Here is a 14,757-nt window from a genome sequence, read left to right on the forward strand (position 1 = left end):
GTGAAGGCTGCCGCGACAGCAAGGGGGGATGACCTTCCGTGAACCAACGTACAATTCAGGCTGTGCTGGGTCAAAAAAATCAAAGCCGCTTCTTCTGGCTGTTGCCTGGAAAAATGTGCGGCAAAACGGTAATCTGCTCTGGCTGTGGATCGAGCGGAGGAATGGCCGCCGGAAGTGTAGGCTGATTCAGGTGTGTCGTTTCAGCAGTGCAACGCCGCCAGCAGCCGGTTGACCGTGCTGACCGGCAGCCCGACGACATTCTGGTAGTTGCCTTCGATGTGGGTAATGCGGGTGCCAGCCCGTCCCTGGATGGCGTAAGCGCCAGCCTTGCCGAAGGGTTCACCGGAGGCGATGTAATCCGCAATCCAGTCTTCGGAGAGGTCGTCAAAGGTTACAATGGTGCGTTCGTAGGTGACGAGGCACCGTTCATCCGGCGTCCGGCGCAGAGCCACGCCGGTCAGGACTTCGTGTTGCCGTCCGCTCAGGCGGCGGAGCATCTGCGCTGCCTCGGCCGCATCGGCTGGCTTTCCCAGAAGCTGCCCATCAAGAACAACCGTGGTATCCGCGCCCAGGATGAGCGCCGGTTCGGAGATATTCACGGCTTTGGCCTTGGCCAAGGCTACCCGCTGGACGTACTCCGCCGGGGTCTCCCGTGGGTCCGGCGTCTCATCAGCGTCGGTGGGACAGACTTCAAACGTATAGCCCGCCAGCGTGAGTAACTCGATGCGCCGGGGAGAAGCCGAAGCCAGAATAAGCTTCATGGGATGCATCGGGAAAACGTTGTTAGGGAGAGGTTTTGTAGTAGTTGGTCTGACGAATGGCACGCCGCAGTTCTTCCCAAGTCAGGATCCGTCCGCCGTGGGCCTTCCGGGCCGCTTCGGCGTCATCCCGAACCGCAAAGGACGCTGTGACGGGGGGCATGGCTGCCCGAACTTCAAGCTTGGATTCGTAGAGGTGAAATGCCGTCTGGGCCGGGACGAGGGTGTGGCGCTGGTAGTCGAACACGTCTAGGCGCGTCACTTCGGGATGGCGGTCGGTGTAAACAACCGCGCACACGGCCGAACAAAGCAGGACAGGGGGTTGATTGGGGATGGTCGCTTCAAAGAAGTTTTCGCTTTCCTCCCGGATGACCGGCATACCACAGATGGGGCAGGCAGGTGGTGACGGTTTGTTATCCGGGCGCGCCGTTGGCTGAGCCGCTGCTGGCTGGCTGGGGGGGGGAGCCCGGTTGGCAACCGGTCAGCAACAGGCCCAGCAGGACGGGAAGGGTTTGCAACAGGTGGCGGCGTGTCTTGTCCGTTGTTCCGTCAGGCTTCATGACGTAGCTCCTTGGTTCAAAGTGACTGCAACGCATCGGCTGCCTGGGTGACGGCTGATTTGACAGTCGCCGCGCCGCATGACTACCATCACTGAGAATAGGCGTAATCAGGGGCATGATTCGCTTAAATGACACAAATGCTTGCGCCAAAAAAGCCCGGCACTTAGCTTTCCAAGCCCAGAGCAGGACTCCGCCATGGCAACGCTAGGGCAGGAACTCAGGCAGCAACGCGAAGCGCGTGGCAAGTCACTCGAAGAAATCTCACAGGTGACAAACATTGCCATCCGTTTTTTGCATGCCATTGAGCGCGATGACTACCGGGAGTTACCGGGCGAACTGTACAACCGGTCTTTCATCCGTCAGTTCGCACGGGCAATTGGTTATGACGAGGCCCGTGCCCTGCAGCTTTATGAACGGCAGTCGGGCAGTCCACGAATTCCGACGGATGAGGAAGTCAGCCGCACGCCGGAGTTTCTTCCGTCACCCAAAACCGGCAATGCCCTGTTGCTGACGTTGACCCTCTCCATAGTGGTCATTGTCGTTGCCGGGACTTCGTATGCTTTTCCCGGCTGGTGGAAGTTCCTCAGCCATCCGCTACTTTCGTCGCAGAAGACTTCTTCGCCCCAGGCACCGCCCACCCCAAGCGCCGAGCCGCCTCCAGTCGCTACGACCACACCGGCTTCACCTCCCGACCCGGCGTTGCCGCCGCCAACGGACGAATTGGTTTTGGAACTGCGTGCCACGGGAAAGTGCTGGACCAGAATCCAGGTGGACGGCGGCAAGCAGGAGGAATTCATCCTGCTGCCGGATGACGTACGGCTTTATCGCGCCAAGGAAAAAATCGTGCTGTCGCTCGGTGCCCGGCAGTTCGTGTCGGTGACGGTCAATGGTCGCTCCCTCGAACTCCCCTCACGGGATGGCATTACGGTCAAGCGCGCCGTCATCACACCGAGTACTGTCGAAACCGGATTGATGGGACAGCTCAACCCGGCTGCTGACCTGCGATGATCCGTTCACACGCGGGACGCGACACGTTGCGAAGGGGCCTGTGCTGGTTCATCCATCTGTGCTGGTGGAGTCTGGTGTGGGGAACCGGTGATGCACGGGCAGCGGTGGTCTGTTGCGCTGTCCATCAGGACCTCACCTGGCTCGCCAGATACCCGGTCGTCTCCGAGGCGACGACGTTCCCCACCCGGTCAGGTCCCGTGCGGGCACGCCTGTACCGGCCTGAAGGGCTGTCCAATGCCCCAGCGCTCGTGCTGGTGCATGGCATTCACAAAGACGGCATGGATGAAGCCCGTTTGAAAGCCTTTGCGCAGTCGCTGGCGGCGACGGGCTTGCTGGTGCTGACGCCCCATGTGCCTTCGCTGGCCGATTACCGCATTGAAAAAAGCGCCGTGGAGCTGATTGGGTGGTCGGCGGAGGCGCTCCACCGGCAGACCCGCCGGCGGGTAGGCGTTATGGGACTGTCCTTTGCCGGCGGACTCTGCCTGGTGACAGCCGCTGACCCGCGCTTTGCTCCCAGCATTGGCTATGTTCTGGCCGTCGGCGCCCACGACGATCTGGAGCGGGTGGCTAACTTCCTGCTGACGAATGAAATCCCGACGCCCGGCGGCGAGCTGCTCCGGCTGCCGGCCGATCCCTATGGCGTCCTGCTGTTTGCCTATGAATATGCTGCTGCGCTGTTTGCGCCGGCGGAGGTCGAACCCGGACGGGTGGCCCTGCGGTACTGGCTGTGGGGGGAGACGGACAAAGCCCGTGAGCAGGCAGAACGCATGTCGTCGGAGGGAAAAGCCACCCTGCAGGCACTATGGAATGGCAACAATACAGCCGTCCTGCCGGTGCTGCGGCGGCAGCTCGCACAGCGGCGCGCGGCGCTGCGCAGCGTTTCTCCGCATGATGTGCTGGCCCGGGTGCGGTGTCCGGTGTTTCTCGTGCATGGGGCGCACGATGCCGTCGTGCCCTGTTCCGAAACCCAGTGGCTGGCGCGGGGACTGCAGGGGCGTTGCCGCGTTCTGATCAGCCCGGCCGTTGGGCATGTGGAAGTGGCCGCCACGGCCACGCCGGCCGAAAAGCTCGAAGTGGCACAGTTTCTGCGCGAATTTCTGGAGTTGGCGCATCGCCTCCGCTGAGGTTGCGCCGCCGCCCCGGCCGTTCAGAACCGCGTTCAGAACCGTTCCAGCATGGTGGTGACGACACTGCGCGCAAAATCGCGGGCCAGACGTTCCACCGCCGGGTCTTCTTCGTTGAAGAACGAGCGTGGATCGGAAGAAAACTCGTATTCGCCGCGAAATTCGAGGTTGGGTTGGTCAAACAGCACCCGGTTGCGGGTCTGGTCGCGGAGGGTGACACGCGACCGGATGGCCACCTGAAACAGCCGCACCGTGCCGCGATTGTCCACCAGCGCCTGGCCGGTCGTCACCGCGAGGATGTCGCCGGACAGCACCGCGTCGGACTGCTCCGGCTTGTTGGTCAGAACAACAGGCAGGCGGCGACGCAGGATTTCCTCAATGACGGCCTGGGTGAACCGTTGCTCGATGCGGTAACGCAGGGTTTGGTTGGTAAAAGGCAGAACCGCAAGGGTTTTGACTTCCGGCGGAAAAGCGCCCCCGGCGTCCAGCCGGCGGTAGCCGCAGGGGCCCGCCCCGACACAGCCCAACAGCAAAAGCCAGACCACCAGCGGCCGGCCCCACCAGCGGACTGGCTGAAGACGGACGGTGGCATATTCGGTGGATGTTGGGCGGTTTGGGACGGTGAAGCGTGTCATCCTCATGCGCGGGAGACCCCGGCCTTCAGGCCGGGGAGGGATAGCGCGGCGGCGCAAGCCGCCCTGTTCCCGCATCTTCTTTCTTCAGATGGCTATCCTTGTCCACGAATATCCATACCCGTCTGCACGCTGGAGCAGTGTGCAAAATCGGTGATGGATGCCTTGTACCAGCCCGGTTGCGGACTGGATGTTGAAACTGCCGCTGGCTCGAATGGCGACACGACCCAGGTAGTTGCCTGCCTTTTTGCCGGTCGTCACGACCACACGCACCAGGTCCCCGGTCTGAAACCCGAATGCACTCTTGCTGCGGGTCAGGTCTCCGCGTGGAAACCCATGCTTCGTCAGGCGCGTGCGTTGATAGCTCCCGCGTCCTGTGCACTGGATGTTCAGCGTCGGAACCCGCCAGTTGGTAACAGCGTGGACTTCGCCCACACAGGCTGCATCCAGCGCATGCGCCTTTGGAAGGTTGAGCCGATGTCGGTTCCACTTCGTCCGCCCGCCCGTTCCAGCCTCGACCGGCAGGGCTGTGGCCGTCAGGCGGCGCCACAGTTCCCATCGCGTGCTGTTGACGGCAGCCGCATCGCGCAACGGCGCTTTTCGCTGGGCCTCGATGCGGGCCAGTCGCTTCGGGTCTTTCGCCAGAAAATCCTCAATGCCTTGCGCGCCCTTGCGCCGGTTGCAACGATGACAGGCCAGCGTCAGATTGCTCACGCGGTCACTTCCGCCCTTTGAGCGCGGATGAATGTGATCGATCTCCAGCGGCACGTTTTCTGCATCGCAGTAGGCGCACTTGCGACCCCACTTCTCCAACAGATACTCCCGCACTTCGCAGCCAGCCAATGTTCCTTGCTGGTACTCGATGCCGGAGATTTCCGGGTTTTGCAGCGCCTGGGTGTCGAACCGCACCAGTTCCTGCGACAGTGACGAAACCGGCGCCCAGCGGCACAGCCGCCGCACCCAGATCGTGTCCACGCGGTGTTGCAGGCTGGGCGGCAGCCAACCATTCCGCCGGGTTCGGTTATCGAAGCGGGACTGGCGGTGGCGCAGGTTCGCGCAGCGCCGACGCCGACGAAACGCCGCGCGCCGTCTGAGTGCAGCGCGGATCGCGTGCCCGCGGTGAACGAGCTCAGCCAGGAACAGCACGTGGGCGCTGCGCTGCACTTCGCCCGTGTTGGCACCGACCTCTTGCGACTCTCGAACCAGGGCCACACCCGTTGCCCTGCTGCCGGGATCGAGCTTGAGCCGCACGGGTTGCAGGGCGCAATCTTCCTGCTCACGATCGAGCAGCCGGATGGTGAATGGCACCAGCCGATGCACCCGCGCCCGCCCACGTTCCAACAGCAGCCGCGCCCGCTTCTCCGAGCACGGCATCAGCGGTTTTTTCCTGCGATCCAACACGAAAACTGCCAAGTTCAACTCCTTTCAAACCGCCCTTACGGGCCTTGTAACGCGGGCATTTCTGCCCATCTCCCCTCGGAAATGTCTGCAACCGGCTCCTTCCTTGCGGAAGCGATGAGAACCTTCGGCGCTTTACCTTTCACCAGCATGATCCCCACCTTCCAGTGTCCGGGACTGAGGAAGCATCCCGGAGTGGGTCTTGACGACCTGTTGCAAACGTAGCGGGTTGGATACCGCTTTTCCTGGTCAACCCGGCTTGCTCCCAAAACTCCGGCCTTTGGGCCGGAGTAGTGAACAAGCTCCGCCCTTCAGGGCGGGGTAGTTGACAAGGTGGATTCCTGACCATCAAAGGTAATGACGGTGTCGTCCGGCAGTCCGGCCAGCCACTCGGCAAACCGGGCCGCCAGATCGGCCTTGGTGGCGGATTCTCCCGGTGTAAAGGGAAGCGGCACCGGAACCGGAACTACCGGACTGCCGGCCACCAGCGCCGCATTGATGGCGTCAATGGTTTCCGGCGCTATGACCAGTTCCTTTGCCGGAGTTGAAGACGACAGTGCTGCCAGCGTCGCCGTGACGAGCCGCTCTTCCGATTCTGTAAGGCCCAGCGTCCGCAACCCTTGCTGGATGAGGCTCCGGTTTTGCAGCACACACTGGCGAAAGTGCTGAATGCCCTGGTTGACCGTCGTGGTGAGTTGTTCAAGCTGCCTGGAGAGAGGAGGCATGAACCGGCGCTGGATGAGTCCGCTGACCAGCGGTTGGTGGTCGAGAAACTCGCGCAGGTGCAGGTTACGCCGCCGGGCGTTGATGTCCGAAAGAATGCGGTTGGCACGGGCAGCATACTGCCGGTCGGCAATGGTCAGACGGGACAGGGTCTCGAAAAGCCGCCAGGTCGGGCTGCCCAGAAACTCCGTCAGCGGTGTGAGGTCAAGATGTTTCGTGGCCTGTTCGTCGCGGGCCACACAGTCTTCGATGTAATGCTTCTTGAAGCGTTCAAAAACCTGCTCGAAGCGCAACCGTTTGTCCTCGTCAAGCAGCCGGTGTGGATGCTCGAAAAAGTTACCCAACTCACGCCGCGCATTGCGCGCGTCGGCATCGGCTGCAGGCAGGGCGCTGAGCGTGTATGCCTTGGCCATGACGTAGAACGGCAGCCAGTCAAGAAACTCGACCAGAACGCGCAGGTCAATGACGGCCCGCTGATAGATCGTCGGGTTGGCGGCAAAAATGTCCACAATGCGCGCCAGCCCCATCTCCAAGGAAATGCGCTCGAACAATACGGCTTCGACAGCCGCCGCCGTGGTTTCAAAGTAGCGTTTGCAGGTGATGATGAGTTGCCAGGTGCGCGTCGTCAGCATTTCTGGCGGCAGGGACGCAAACCGTTCCGTCAACCGGTAGTTGAGCCATTTCTGGTACCACTGCGCCAGACTTTCCCGTACCTGCTTCCGGTCGGTAGCCAAATCCGGCAGGTCAAAGCGTTCGGTCAGCAGCCGACACCATTCGGAGAGGGTTTCTGACGAGTAGGTAATCGCCGCCGTACGGCGGACGGACCCATACTGCCGGAAACTCACATCCTGGGTGAGTTCGGCAGCCGTGAAAATCCGCAGCCCGGAAACATCCACCAGCTCGATGCGCCAGCCGGCGATGAGCGCCATCATGACGATTTGCTGGGCCGGTTCGAGCAATCCATAAGGCTCACGGCGCAGCGTCTGGTACACCACCTGAACCGGGACGGCATCTGAGCCGGCCGCTTCAACCAGCCGCAAGACCTCGCTGATGCACGGTTCGCCCAGCGCCTCGTCGCGGTCCATGGCGAGCTGGTAGAGTCCTTCCCGCTCGATGACAATGTGAAAGGGCAGCGCAAAGTGCCGCGCCATTTCCTGTACGGTGGGGTCCGTCGGATTCAGTCCGCCCAGCAGACCCAGCACCAGCCGTTTCGTCTCGCGTTCCGTCAGCGGGGCCGGAAAGACCGGATGGGCCGGAAACCGGAGGTCAAGAGGCTTGCGGATGACCGTGCTGAGAAACTCGCTGAACGTACGGGGAAGCCCGCCGGGGAACAGTTGCGCCAGACGGTAACTGTCGCCATTGGCGGACAGCAGTTCGCCCTCTTCGACGTAGTGGCGCAGAAACAGCGTGCGGGTTTGGGCTTCAAGTGCGGCAACCCGCTCCGCAATTTCATCGCCAAACACGTCTTCGCCCCGCGTGTAGGCAATCCACAACGACTTGAGGACTTCGGCCTCGCCTTCGGTAAGAGGCGCCGGCCGCCAGTAGAGCAGGCTCGGCGTGGTCGTACTGCCATCGGGTCCGCCCGGCGACTGGCTGCGTTCAATGCACAGTTGCCAGTCGTATTCGCAGAGTTCGTCCGCCCAGTGGTAAATGATGGACGGCTTGGCGTCAGCTTCATCCTCGGTCGGAATGACAATGGCCGAGGGTGTGAACAGATCGCCGCTGCGTTCGATACCGACGGGCGGATTGGTGAAGATTTCCGATGGCATCCCAAAGCTGACGATGCCCCGCCGTCCGGTGTTGCGCCATGGCACGGTTAACTCGTCGCGGTAGGATTTTGCGCCGCTGAGCAGCAGGGCATCGAGAGTGAAGGGAAAGTCGTGAAACAGCGCACTGCCGCCCAGCGTGACGAGCAGGGCATCAAGGGTGTCGTCGTTGGGGGTTTCGGCCAGGGCGACTTTCAGACGCGCTTCGGGATCAAACTGCTCGACGACGGTCAGGCTGTAGCGACAGGTTGCCCCGATGCCTTCCTTGACGATTTGCCCTTCGCTGTGGGTGTAGAGGTCATCCAGCAGGAACGCTGCCTGGTTGTAGCCAATATCACCCAGCATCATCGCGTTGGTGAGTTCATCGGCGCTGACCGAACGCCCGACGAGCGAGTAGAGAAACAGGCCCTTGAGCAGGAGTTTGGCCGGGATGCGCTGCTCGAAACTCAGCGCCGGAAGCCGCATTGTCGAAAGGTAGTCATAGACGGCGACGGCGCGGGCCAGGGTCGGATGGCGTTTCAGCTCGAAGTCGTACTTGTCAAACAGGTCATCGAGTGAAATGAGCTGCGTCGGCCGTCGCCGCAGGGCACCGCCGATAATCCCGTTGATGAAACTGAACAGGGAAAAACTTTCGCAGTAAGTGGAAAGTCCGGGGGCGACTTCCAGCACGGCCGGGTGAACCGGGTAGAGGCTGCAAAATTCTTCTTCGCTCCAGTGAAAGCGCGGAAGTGCCTTGAGGGTTTCCTGGTAGAGTGCCGCCAGTTCGGCCCGTTGCTGGGGGGTTTTGCGAAACACCGCCTGGTCGGTGATCCGGCGCAGGTTATCCAGCGTGAGGGTATCCGTCTGGTAATCCGCTGTCAGACGGGCCGCTGTGCCGGTATGCGCAGCCGTGACATCGCTATCGAGCGCCAGCAGCAGCGCAAAGGGCAGGCTGCGGGATTTCTCGGCCAGTTTCGTCAGCCAGTCGAGAGTTTCCTGCACCAGGGCCCGCCGGGGCGCGCGGAAGACATCGGAAATGTCATCCACGACAAACAGGAGCGCCATGCCGGGAAACAGCTTGCTGGCCAGAAGTTCACAAACCTGCTGGCTTTCGAGGACGGAAAACCACTGCATGTCGTCAAACGCAATGGGGCTGTCCGGGATGTTGGCCAGCGCCGTACGCAGCAGCGTGGGAAAATCCATCCCTTCACTGAGCAGTCGGGCACCGGAGAGGTACACCGGCAGAAACGTTGTGCCTTCGAGGCGCTTGACCGCATTGGCCAATGGGGGGTTGCCGGACACGAGATGACGGGTCTTGGGCGTACAGGCCAGGGCCCGCACCACGGCCAGCGTGTGGCTTTTTCCGGCGCCCCGGGGGCCCGTAATCAGTCGGGCGGCTTCGGAGGTTTTGGGTGCGGCAATACCCTCGATGAGCCGCGCCGTGAGCCGGGACAGTTCCGAGGTGAAGTGGTAGGACCGGATGATGCGCTCCGGGTTGACCTCCAGGAAATTCACCAGTGGATCAATTGGCTGATAATCGAGATAGGCGCGGATGTTCTGTAACATGGTTATTCACAGGACACAGAGAATGCTTCATATCATCAAACCATTTTCTGAAGCGCGCCACTGTCCGGCGGTGTGGCACGGGTTGTGCGGAGCGCCGCTGCCACAAAATCTTCACCCGTCATCCCGGCCAGATGGACTTCCATGCCGAGTCGCTGGCCGACATCCGCCAGCGTCAGGTTATCGAGGAACAGATGCCGTTCGCCCATCACCATTTCATTGGGGATAAGCAGATGCTCGCCTTTGAAGTGGTCCCGCATGGCGATGAGATCGCTGCCCGTCACCAGTCCGGCCACGTTGACTTCCGGGCCAAAGTATTCGTTCCGAATGGCAACCACGTGCAGGCGGGTGCCGAACTCCGCATTGAGCTGCTCCGCCAGGCGTAAGAGATGTGAAGCAAACAGGGCGCCGGTCGCCACTGTGACCGGCAGAAACGGCCCCTGCAGCGGACGTTTCCGCAGCCGCCGCACGGCCTTCTGGAAGCTGTCCAGGAAGCGCCGGACCATCCCCACCCCGTCTTCAATCTGGGGGTAGTCGCCATAGTGCCGTGCCGGGGGAATGGGCACTCCGGCACGGATGTAAAACTCATCGCCCAGAAAGGCAAAACTCGTCCCATAGCGACGTTTGAGTTCGTGCTGAATGGGCGTGACCAGCTCGATGATGCTGGCTTCCCATTCATCGGTGGGTGCTACGAGCAGGTGGCGTTTCCGGTGGTGTTTGGTCAGCCCGACCGGCACGATGGCTACTGAACTCACCCCTTCGGGATGGAGTGCTGCCAGGTCATAGATGGTACGGCGCAACACATCGCCGTCATTGATGGTTGGACACAGCACGACCTGCGCGTGCAGTTCGATACCGTGAGCCAGCAGCCGCCGCATGGTGCCGAGAATGTCATCCGCCTGCTTGCGCCCCAGCAGGTGCCGCCGCACTTCGGGGTCGGTGGCATGGACCGAGACATACTGAGGCGAAAGGCGTTGCTCGACAATCCGGTTGAATTCTTCCTCGGTGAGCGTCGTCATCGTGGTGTAGTTCCCGTGCAGGAACGACAGCCGGATGTCTTCATCCCGGAAAAACAGCGACGGACGCGCATCCGGCGGGTTTTGCTCACAGAAGCAGAACAGGCATTCGTTGCCACACTGCCGGGGCTTGAACGCTTCAAAGTCCAGTCCCCATATCTCGCCTTCGCCGATCTCGACGTGAAGCTGGCGGGTGGTGCCATCCGGGTGGATGACCGTGAGTGTCACCGCATCTTCCGAGCCGGTGTAGAACTGAAAATCCAGATAATCCCGGACTTTGCGCCCGTTGACGGCCAGAATGCGGTCGCCCGGCCGCAGACCCACGGCCGCGCCGAGTCCATCCGGGTCCACTTCCGTCACGGTGACGCCTTTTTTGGCCTTGAGTTCGACAATCGGGTAAATGGTTTCAAATTGCAGGCTGTACATCGGTCATGCATCCCACCGGACAGAAAGCCGGGATACGCAGGTTGTGCCGGCTGGCAGGCACAACGCTGGTCAAGCTTACGAAGCACAAAGCCATGAAAGGCTAACGGCCGGCGGTCACGACGGCAAATCATTCCCGTACCCGGAAGGTGAATATCGGTTGGGTGTAAGCGATATGGGCTCTGGGGTGAGACCTGGGTCAGGGCCAGTCTGGTGCGGGCTTTGCCTGAAAGGCAGCTTGCCCGTGGCGCATGGCATCCACGAGCAGAATGGTCATCATGGTTTTGGCATCCACGATGCCTCCCTGATAGACGAGGTTTCGCGCTTCGGCAAACGGCAGGCGGACCGTGCGGATGTCCTCATCGGTGTCCAGGCTTTGCGAGCCGGGAGTCAGTCCGGTGGCAAGGAAACAGTACAGGATTTCCGTGCTGTAGCCGGGCAGGGCGTAAAACTTTGTCACGAACGTCAGGGTGGAGGCCTGGTAGCCGGTTTCTTCCCGGAGTTCCCGGTGCGCAGCCGCTGCTGGCGCTTCGCCCGGTTCGAGCCGTCCGGCCGGGGCTTCGAGCAACACTTGCCCGGCCGGATGGCGATACTGCCGGATGAGCAGAACGTCGTCGTTTTCAAAGAGGGGCAGGACAGCGGCTCCGCCAAGGTGGTGAATCACATCGAGCTCGAGCCGCGCGCCGGAAGCCAGCTCAATGGCGTCGTGCGAAGTCTCAAACACGCGCCCACGGTGAAAAAAAGTGCGTGACAGCAGCCGAACGGCACCGACATCAGGCTGATTGGGGTTGGTTGGCATGGTTTCCGTGGCCGGGCGCAGTCCTGCTGTACAGCTTGGCCGACGCCGGGAAAGGCGGCAAGTCAGTCTGCCGCCCGCTCCGCCGGAGGTGGCGAAGCCGGTGGCGGACCCTGCTACCAGAGCATTTCAAACTCCATGTCGGTGGCGCCACTTCCCCGGTCAACAATGCGAACGACGGCTGTGAAGTTGTTGTTGGCAGAGGGTTGCTGAAAGACCTCGACCCGTCCGCGGCCGCGCAGGCGGTTGACGCGCACGGTGAGTGGCCGCCGGGGAAGGGGACTCGTAAAGGTGAAGCGTTCGTTGAGCGTTGGTTGCCCGGAGATGAGTTGCGTCCGGGCAGTGTCGCCTTGGACGTAAATGTAGATTTCATCATCCACCCGCCCGAACCATCGCATGCGTCCGCTGACCTGCCCATCCTGCCAGTCGCCATTGTTGCGGCGTCCGCCCTGGCGGCCATCTCCGGGGTCGAAGCCGGGGTTGCCGCCACCAAACCGCAGTTCGCGGCTGATGTCGTCGAGCGTGCTGCGCAGACCGCTCCAGCCCGTTTCAAAGTTGGCCTGGCTGCGGAGAAAATCAACGGCTTCGAGCAGTTCGGCTTCGGAGCGGCCTTCACGGGTCATCTGCGCCAGGAGTTCGGCCCCGGCGACAAACATCCGCGCCTGGTAGAGCCGCTGGAGGTCGCGCCGGTTGTTGTTGAAGCTCCGGCGATAGTCGCGTTCGAGGCGGTCGGCCGCATCCCGCGACTGGCGGACAAGTTGCCCGGCCAGGTTGTCAAGGCGGGCGTTGAAGCGTTGTCCTCCAAACGCTGGGATGACAGTTGGGAGGAGGAACATCAGCGCGAGCAGCAGCCCCCAACCTGAACCGGCAAAGCGGGTGTGAACCTGTGTTTGCATAGGTGCGAAATCCTGTGTGTCGTCAAAGTCTTGAGGTCAGTGCCAGCCGACCTGTGTTGTGGCTCAAGATGTGTCCGGTGTCCTTCGTGTTGGTTGAGGCAGGCCGGAAAAACATTTATTTCGCAGGAACTGCCGGCGATGGGGCTGCGGCTGCACTTTCAAGCCAGTCTGTCGCCATGGCTGCCATCACAGCGACGCCAACCGGAAGGCACTGTTCATCCACATCGAAATCAGGCGTGTGGAGCATCGCCGTGATACCTTTGGCTTTGTTTCCAACGCCGAGGAAGTAGAAAAAGGCCGGCACGCGGTTGGCAAAGTAGGAAAAATCCTCTGCTCCCATCTGGGGACGGGTCGGCACGAGATGTCCTTCGCCCACGATGCGCCGGATGGTGGGAAGCATCTGGGCGACGAGCGGAGCGTGGTTGACGGTCACGGGGACGATGCGTTCGTAGTCGAGTTCATAACTTGCGCCGTGGCTTTCCGTGACGCCCTTGAGAATCTGCCGCATCAGCGGCTCGATGCGGGCGTGTACGTCCGGGTCAAGCGTACGCACCGTGCCTTCCATGCGGACTTCATCGGCCAGAATGTTGAAGCGGTTGCCGCCGTGAATGCTCCCGATGGAGAGCACCAGGGGCGACTGGGTATCAATCCGCCGGCTCCGAATGGTTTGCAACTGCTCGATGACCGCTGCCGCCGTCACGATGGCGTCAATGCCTTCGTGGGGATATGCACCGTGAACTTTTTTGCCGTGTATGGTGATGAGAAACCGGTCGGCGCTGGCCATGGCGGCCGTCTCACAGTACCCGATGGAGCCGACTTCAATGGTGGGCATGCAGTGGAGACCAAAAATGGCATCCGGCGTGGGCGCGTCAAAGGCACCTTCTTCGAGCATCATTTTGGCTCCGCCGCGTTCACCCCGGGGCGGGCCTTCTTCTGCGGGCTGGAAAATGAACTTCACCGTGCCGGGCAGTTCAGCGCGGTACCTGGCAAGCACTTCGGCCACGCCCAGTGCCACGGTTGTGTGAACATCGTGGCCGCAGGCGTGCATCACGCCTGCATGCCGCGATTTGTAGGGGGTGTCGCGGATTTCCTCGATGGGCAGGGCGTCCATGTCCGCGCGGATGGCAATGACCCTGCCCGGCTTGCCGCCGCGCAGTACACCAATGACGCCGTGGTGGGCAATCCCGGTCTGGACTTCCAGCCCCAACGCCCGCAACCGCTCGGCGACGATGCGGGCGGTGCGTTCTTCCCGGTTCGAGAGTTCGGGATGCTGGTGCAGGTCGCGCCGGATTTCGATGAGCTTGGGGGTCAGATCGCGGATGTCAGCCGCGTAGCGCGCATCCCGCGCCAGAACGGCGGCCGATACGGGAGGAGAGGAAGGCATGGCAGAAGATGCAGTGACCGGACGAAAGAAACAACCGCTCCAGAAGCAGCAGGTCGGGGACGGCCGCGCCGGGAGAACACCCAGCGCCACCATCCCCAGCAGAATGAGGCCCAGTCTTGGAAGGTAAACCCGCATGGGAGAACCGAGGCTGGCCAAGTTCAGCCTTGGGGTTGCCGGTTGCGCCGCGCCTGAATGCGGCGCAGCACAACGCCTGTCAGAAATGCGCCGACAAACGCCGCCGGCAGGTTGAGGAGCAGCCCAAGCCCGACAACGGCCCAGCCCAGGGCTGCGCCTGACACCTGCATCACCAATACCGTTGTGCCAAAGAACAGACAGGCCGAGGCGAGGCTGCCCGGCAGCGAAACGAAGGTGGGCACCCGGCCGGCATACTTGGCCTGAATGGCGGCATTGCGCTGGGCGCGCTTTTCACCGGTCGGGTCGAGTTGCCGGTTGAGAAAACCGATGATGAACGCCAAGGCAACGGCCATTCCCACGTGCAGCCCAAAGGCCAGCGCCAGGTGGGTCAGGTTGAGGTGGGTCCGCAGCAGGGCAGCCGCAAGCTGGAGCGCAGCCAGGGCCGTCATGAAGAAAAACGACGACCAGAGCAGGGTGACGCCCAGCCAGGTGCTGTAGCCAATCCGCCGTGGTGCCGGGTCATAGGCGACCGGCTTCGTGGTTGGCTTGGGGTACAACACGGAAGCTGTTGCATTCATAAGCAAGGCCCTCACGGC

General features: G+C 61.9%; 12 protein-coding genes. 2 read left to right on the forward strand and 10 right to left on the reverse strand.

From position 1 onward, the window contains the following. Positions 1-200: 200 nt before the first annotated feature. Both J8C01_RS04495 and J8C01_RS04500 read right to left on the reverse strand, forming a co-directional pair. Positions 201-761, reverse strand: a complete 561-nt coding sequence (locus J8C01_RS04495) for a Maf family protein (protein ID WP_014099411.1) — start codon at positions 759-761, stop codon at positions 201-203. A gap of 22 nt (positions 762-783) precedes the next feature. After that, positions 784-1,146 carry a nitrous oxide reductase accessory protein NosL gene (locus tag J8C01_RS04500; RefSeq protein ID WP_256444034.1) on the reverse strand — a complete coding sequence of 121 codons (363 nt, stop codon included), beginning with the start codon at positions 1,144-1,146 and terminating at the stop codon, positions 784-786. 367 nt (positions 1,147-1,513) lie between these two features. On the opposite strand from J8C01_RS04500, the gene J8C01_RS04505 reads away from it, so the two are divergent. Further along, positions 1,514-2,326, forward strand: coding sequence for a helix-turn-helix domain-containing protein (locus J8C01_RS04505; RefSeq protein WP_014099413.1), 813 nt, complete (start codon positions 1,514-1,516; stop codon positions 2,324-2,326). Next, entirely contained in the window at positions 2,323-3,450 is a 1,128-nt protein-coding gene (locus J8C01_RS04510; RefSeq protein WP_148263938.1) for an alpha/beta hydrolase family protein, read from the forward strand. Before J8C01_RS04505 ends, J8C01_RS04510 begins: the two co-directional genes overlap by 4 nt. Positions 3,451-3,485: 35 nt before the next feature. Here J8C01_RS04510 and lptE read toward each other — a convergent pair whose 3' ends face one another. The 8 genes from lptE to J8C01_RS04550 all read right to left on the reverse strand — a co-directional run bounded on the left by lptE (position 3,486) and on the right by J8C01_RS04550 (position 14,739). After that, positions 3,486-4,091, reverse strand: coding sequence for an LPS assembly lipoprotein LptE (gene lptE / locus J8C01_RS04515; RefSeq protein WP_187288418.1), 606 nt, complete (start codon positions 4,089-4,091; stop codon positions 3,486-3,488). A gap of 78 nt (positions 4,092-4,169) precedes the next feature. Then, positions 4,170-5,495, reverse strand: coding sequence for an RNA-guided endonuclease IscB (gene iscB / locus J8C01_RS04520; RefSeq protein ID WP_211432531.1), 1,326 nt, complete (start codon positions 5,493-5,495; stop codon positions 4,170-4,172). 296 nt (positions 5,496-5,791) lie between these two features. Beyond that, positions 5,792-9,514: a DUF6079 family protein gene (locus J8C01_RS04525; RefSeq protein ID WP_211432532.1), complete on the reverse strand. Its 3,723-nt coding sequence runs from the start codon at positions 9,512-9,514 to the stop codon at positions 5,792-5,794. A 35-nt stretch (positions 9,515-9,549) separates the two neighbouring features. Continuing rightward, complete coding sequence (locus J8C01_RS04530) at positions 9,550-10,953, reverse strand: DUF512 domain-containing protein (RefSeq protein WP_014099418.1); 1,404 nt, start codon at positions 10,951-10,953, stop codon at positions 9,550-9,552. Positions 10,954-11,149: 196 nt separating this feature from the next. Next, complete coding sequence (locus J8C01_RS04535; protein WP_211432533.1) at positions 11,150-11,749, reverse strand: NUDIX hydrolase; 600 nt, start codon at positions 11,747-11,749, stop codon at positions 11,150-11,152. A 113-nt stretch (positions 11,750-11,862) separates the two neighbouring features. Continuing rightward, the gene (locus J8C01_RS04540) at positions 11,863-12,642 is read right to left on the reverse strand and encodes a hypothetical protein (RefSeq protein WP_211432534.1); all 780 of its coding nucleotides are present in this window, start codon (positions 12,640-12,642) and stop codon (positions 11,863-11,865) included. Positions 12,643-12,757: 115 nt separating this feature from the next. Further along, a complete protein-coding gene (locus J8C01_RS04545) occupies positions 12,758-14,161 on the reverse strand; it encodes a M20 metallopeptidase family protein (protein ID WP_211432535.1) in 1,404 nt (467 codons plus the stop codon). A gap of 23 nt (positions 14,162-14,184) precedes the next feature. Beyond that, positions 14,185-14,739, reverse strand: a complete 555-nt coding sequence (locus J8C01_RS04550) for a hypothetical protein (protein WP_211432536.1) — start codon at positions 14,737-14,739, stop codon at positions 14,185-14,187. Between the last annotated feature and the right edge of the window lie 18 nt (positions 14,740-14,757).

The organism is Chloracidobacterium sp. D (assembly GCF_018304685.1).
Taxonomy (GTDB): domain Bacteria; phylum Acidobacteriota; class Blastocatellia; order Chloracidobacteriales; family Chloracidobacteriaceae; genus Chloracidobacterium; species Chloracidobacterium thermophilum.

Excerpts from the sequence above, each read along its gene's own strand:
- J8C01_RS04495 (WP_014099411.1), bottom strand. The coding sequence starts at position 761 with ATGAAGCTTATTCTGGCTTCGGCTTCTCCCCGGCGCATCGAGTTACTC.
- J8C01_RS04505 (WP_014099413.1), top strand. The coding sequence starts at position 1,514 with ATGGCAACGCTAGGGCAGGAACTCAGGCAGCAACGCGAAGCGCGTGGC.
- J8C01_RS04510 (WP_148263938.1), top strand. The coding sequence starts at position 2,323 with ATGATCCGTTCACACGCGGGACGCGACACGTTGCGAAGGGGCCTGTGC.
- lptE (WP_187288418.1), bottom strand. The coding sequence starts at position 4,091 with ATGAGGATGACACGCTTCACCGTCCCAAACCGCCCAACATCCACCGAA.
- J8C01_RS04525 (WP_211432532.1), bottom strand. The coding sequence starts at position 9,514 with ATGTTACAGAACATCCGCGCCTATCTCGATTATCAGCCAATTGATCCA.
- J8C01_RS04530 (WP_014099418.1), bottom strand. The coding sequence starts at position 10,953 with ATGTACAGCCTGCAATTTGAAACCATTTACCCGATTGTCGAACTCAAG.
- J8C01_RS04535 (WP_211432533.1), bottom strand. The coding sequence starts at position 11,749 with ATGCCAACCAACCCCAATCAGCCTGATGTCGGTGCCGTTCGGCTGCTG.
- J8C01_RS04540 (WP_211432534.1), bottom strand. The coding sequence starts at position 12,642 with ATGCAAACACAGGTTCACACCCGCTTTGCCGGTTCAGGTTGGGGGCTG.
- J8C01_RS04545 (WP_211432535.1), bottom strand. The coding sequence starts at position 14,161 with ATGCGGGTTTACCTTCCAAGACTGGGCCTCATTCTGCTGGGGATGGTG.
- J8C01_RS04550 (WP_211432536.1), bottom strand. The coding sequence starts at position 14,739 with ATGAATGCAACAGCTTCCGTGTTGTACCCCAAGCCAACCACGAAGCCG.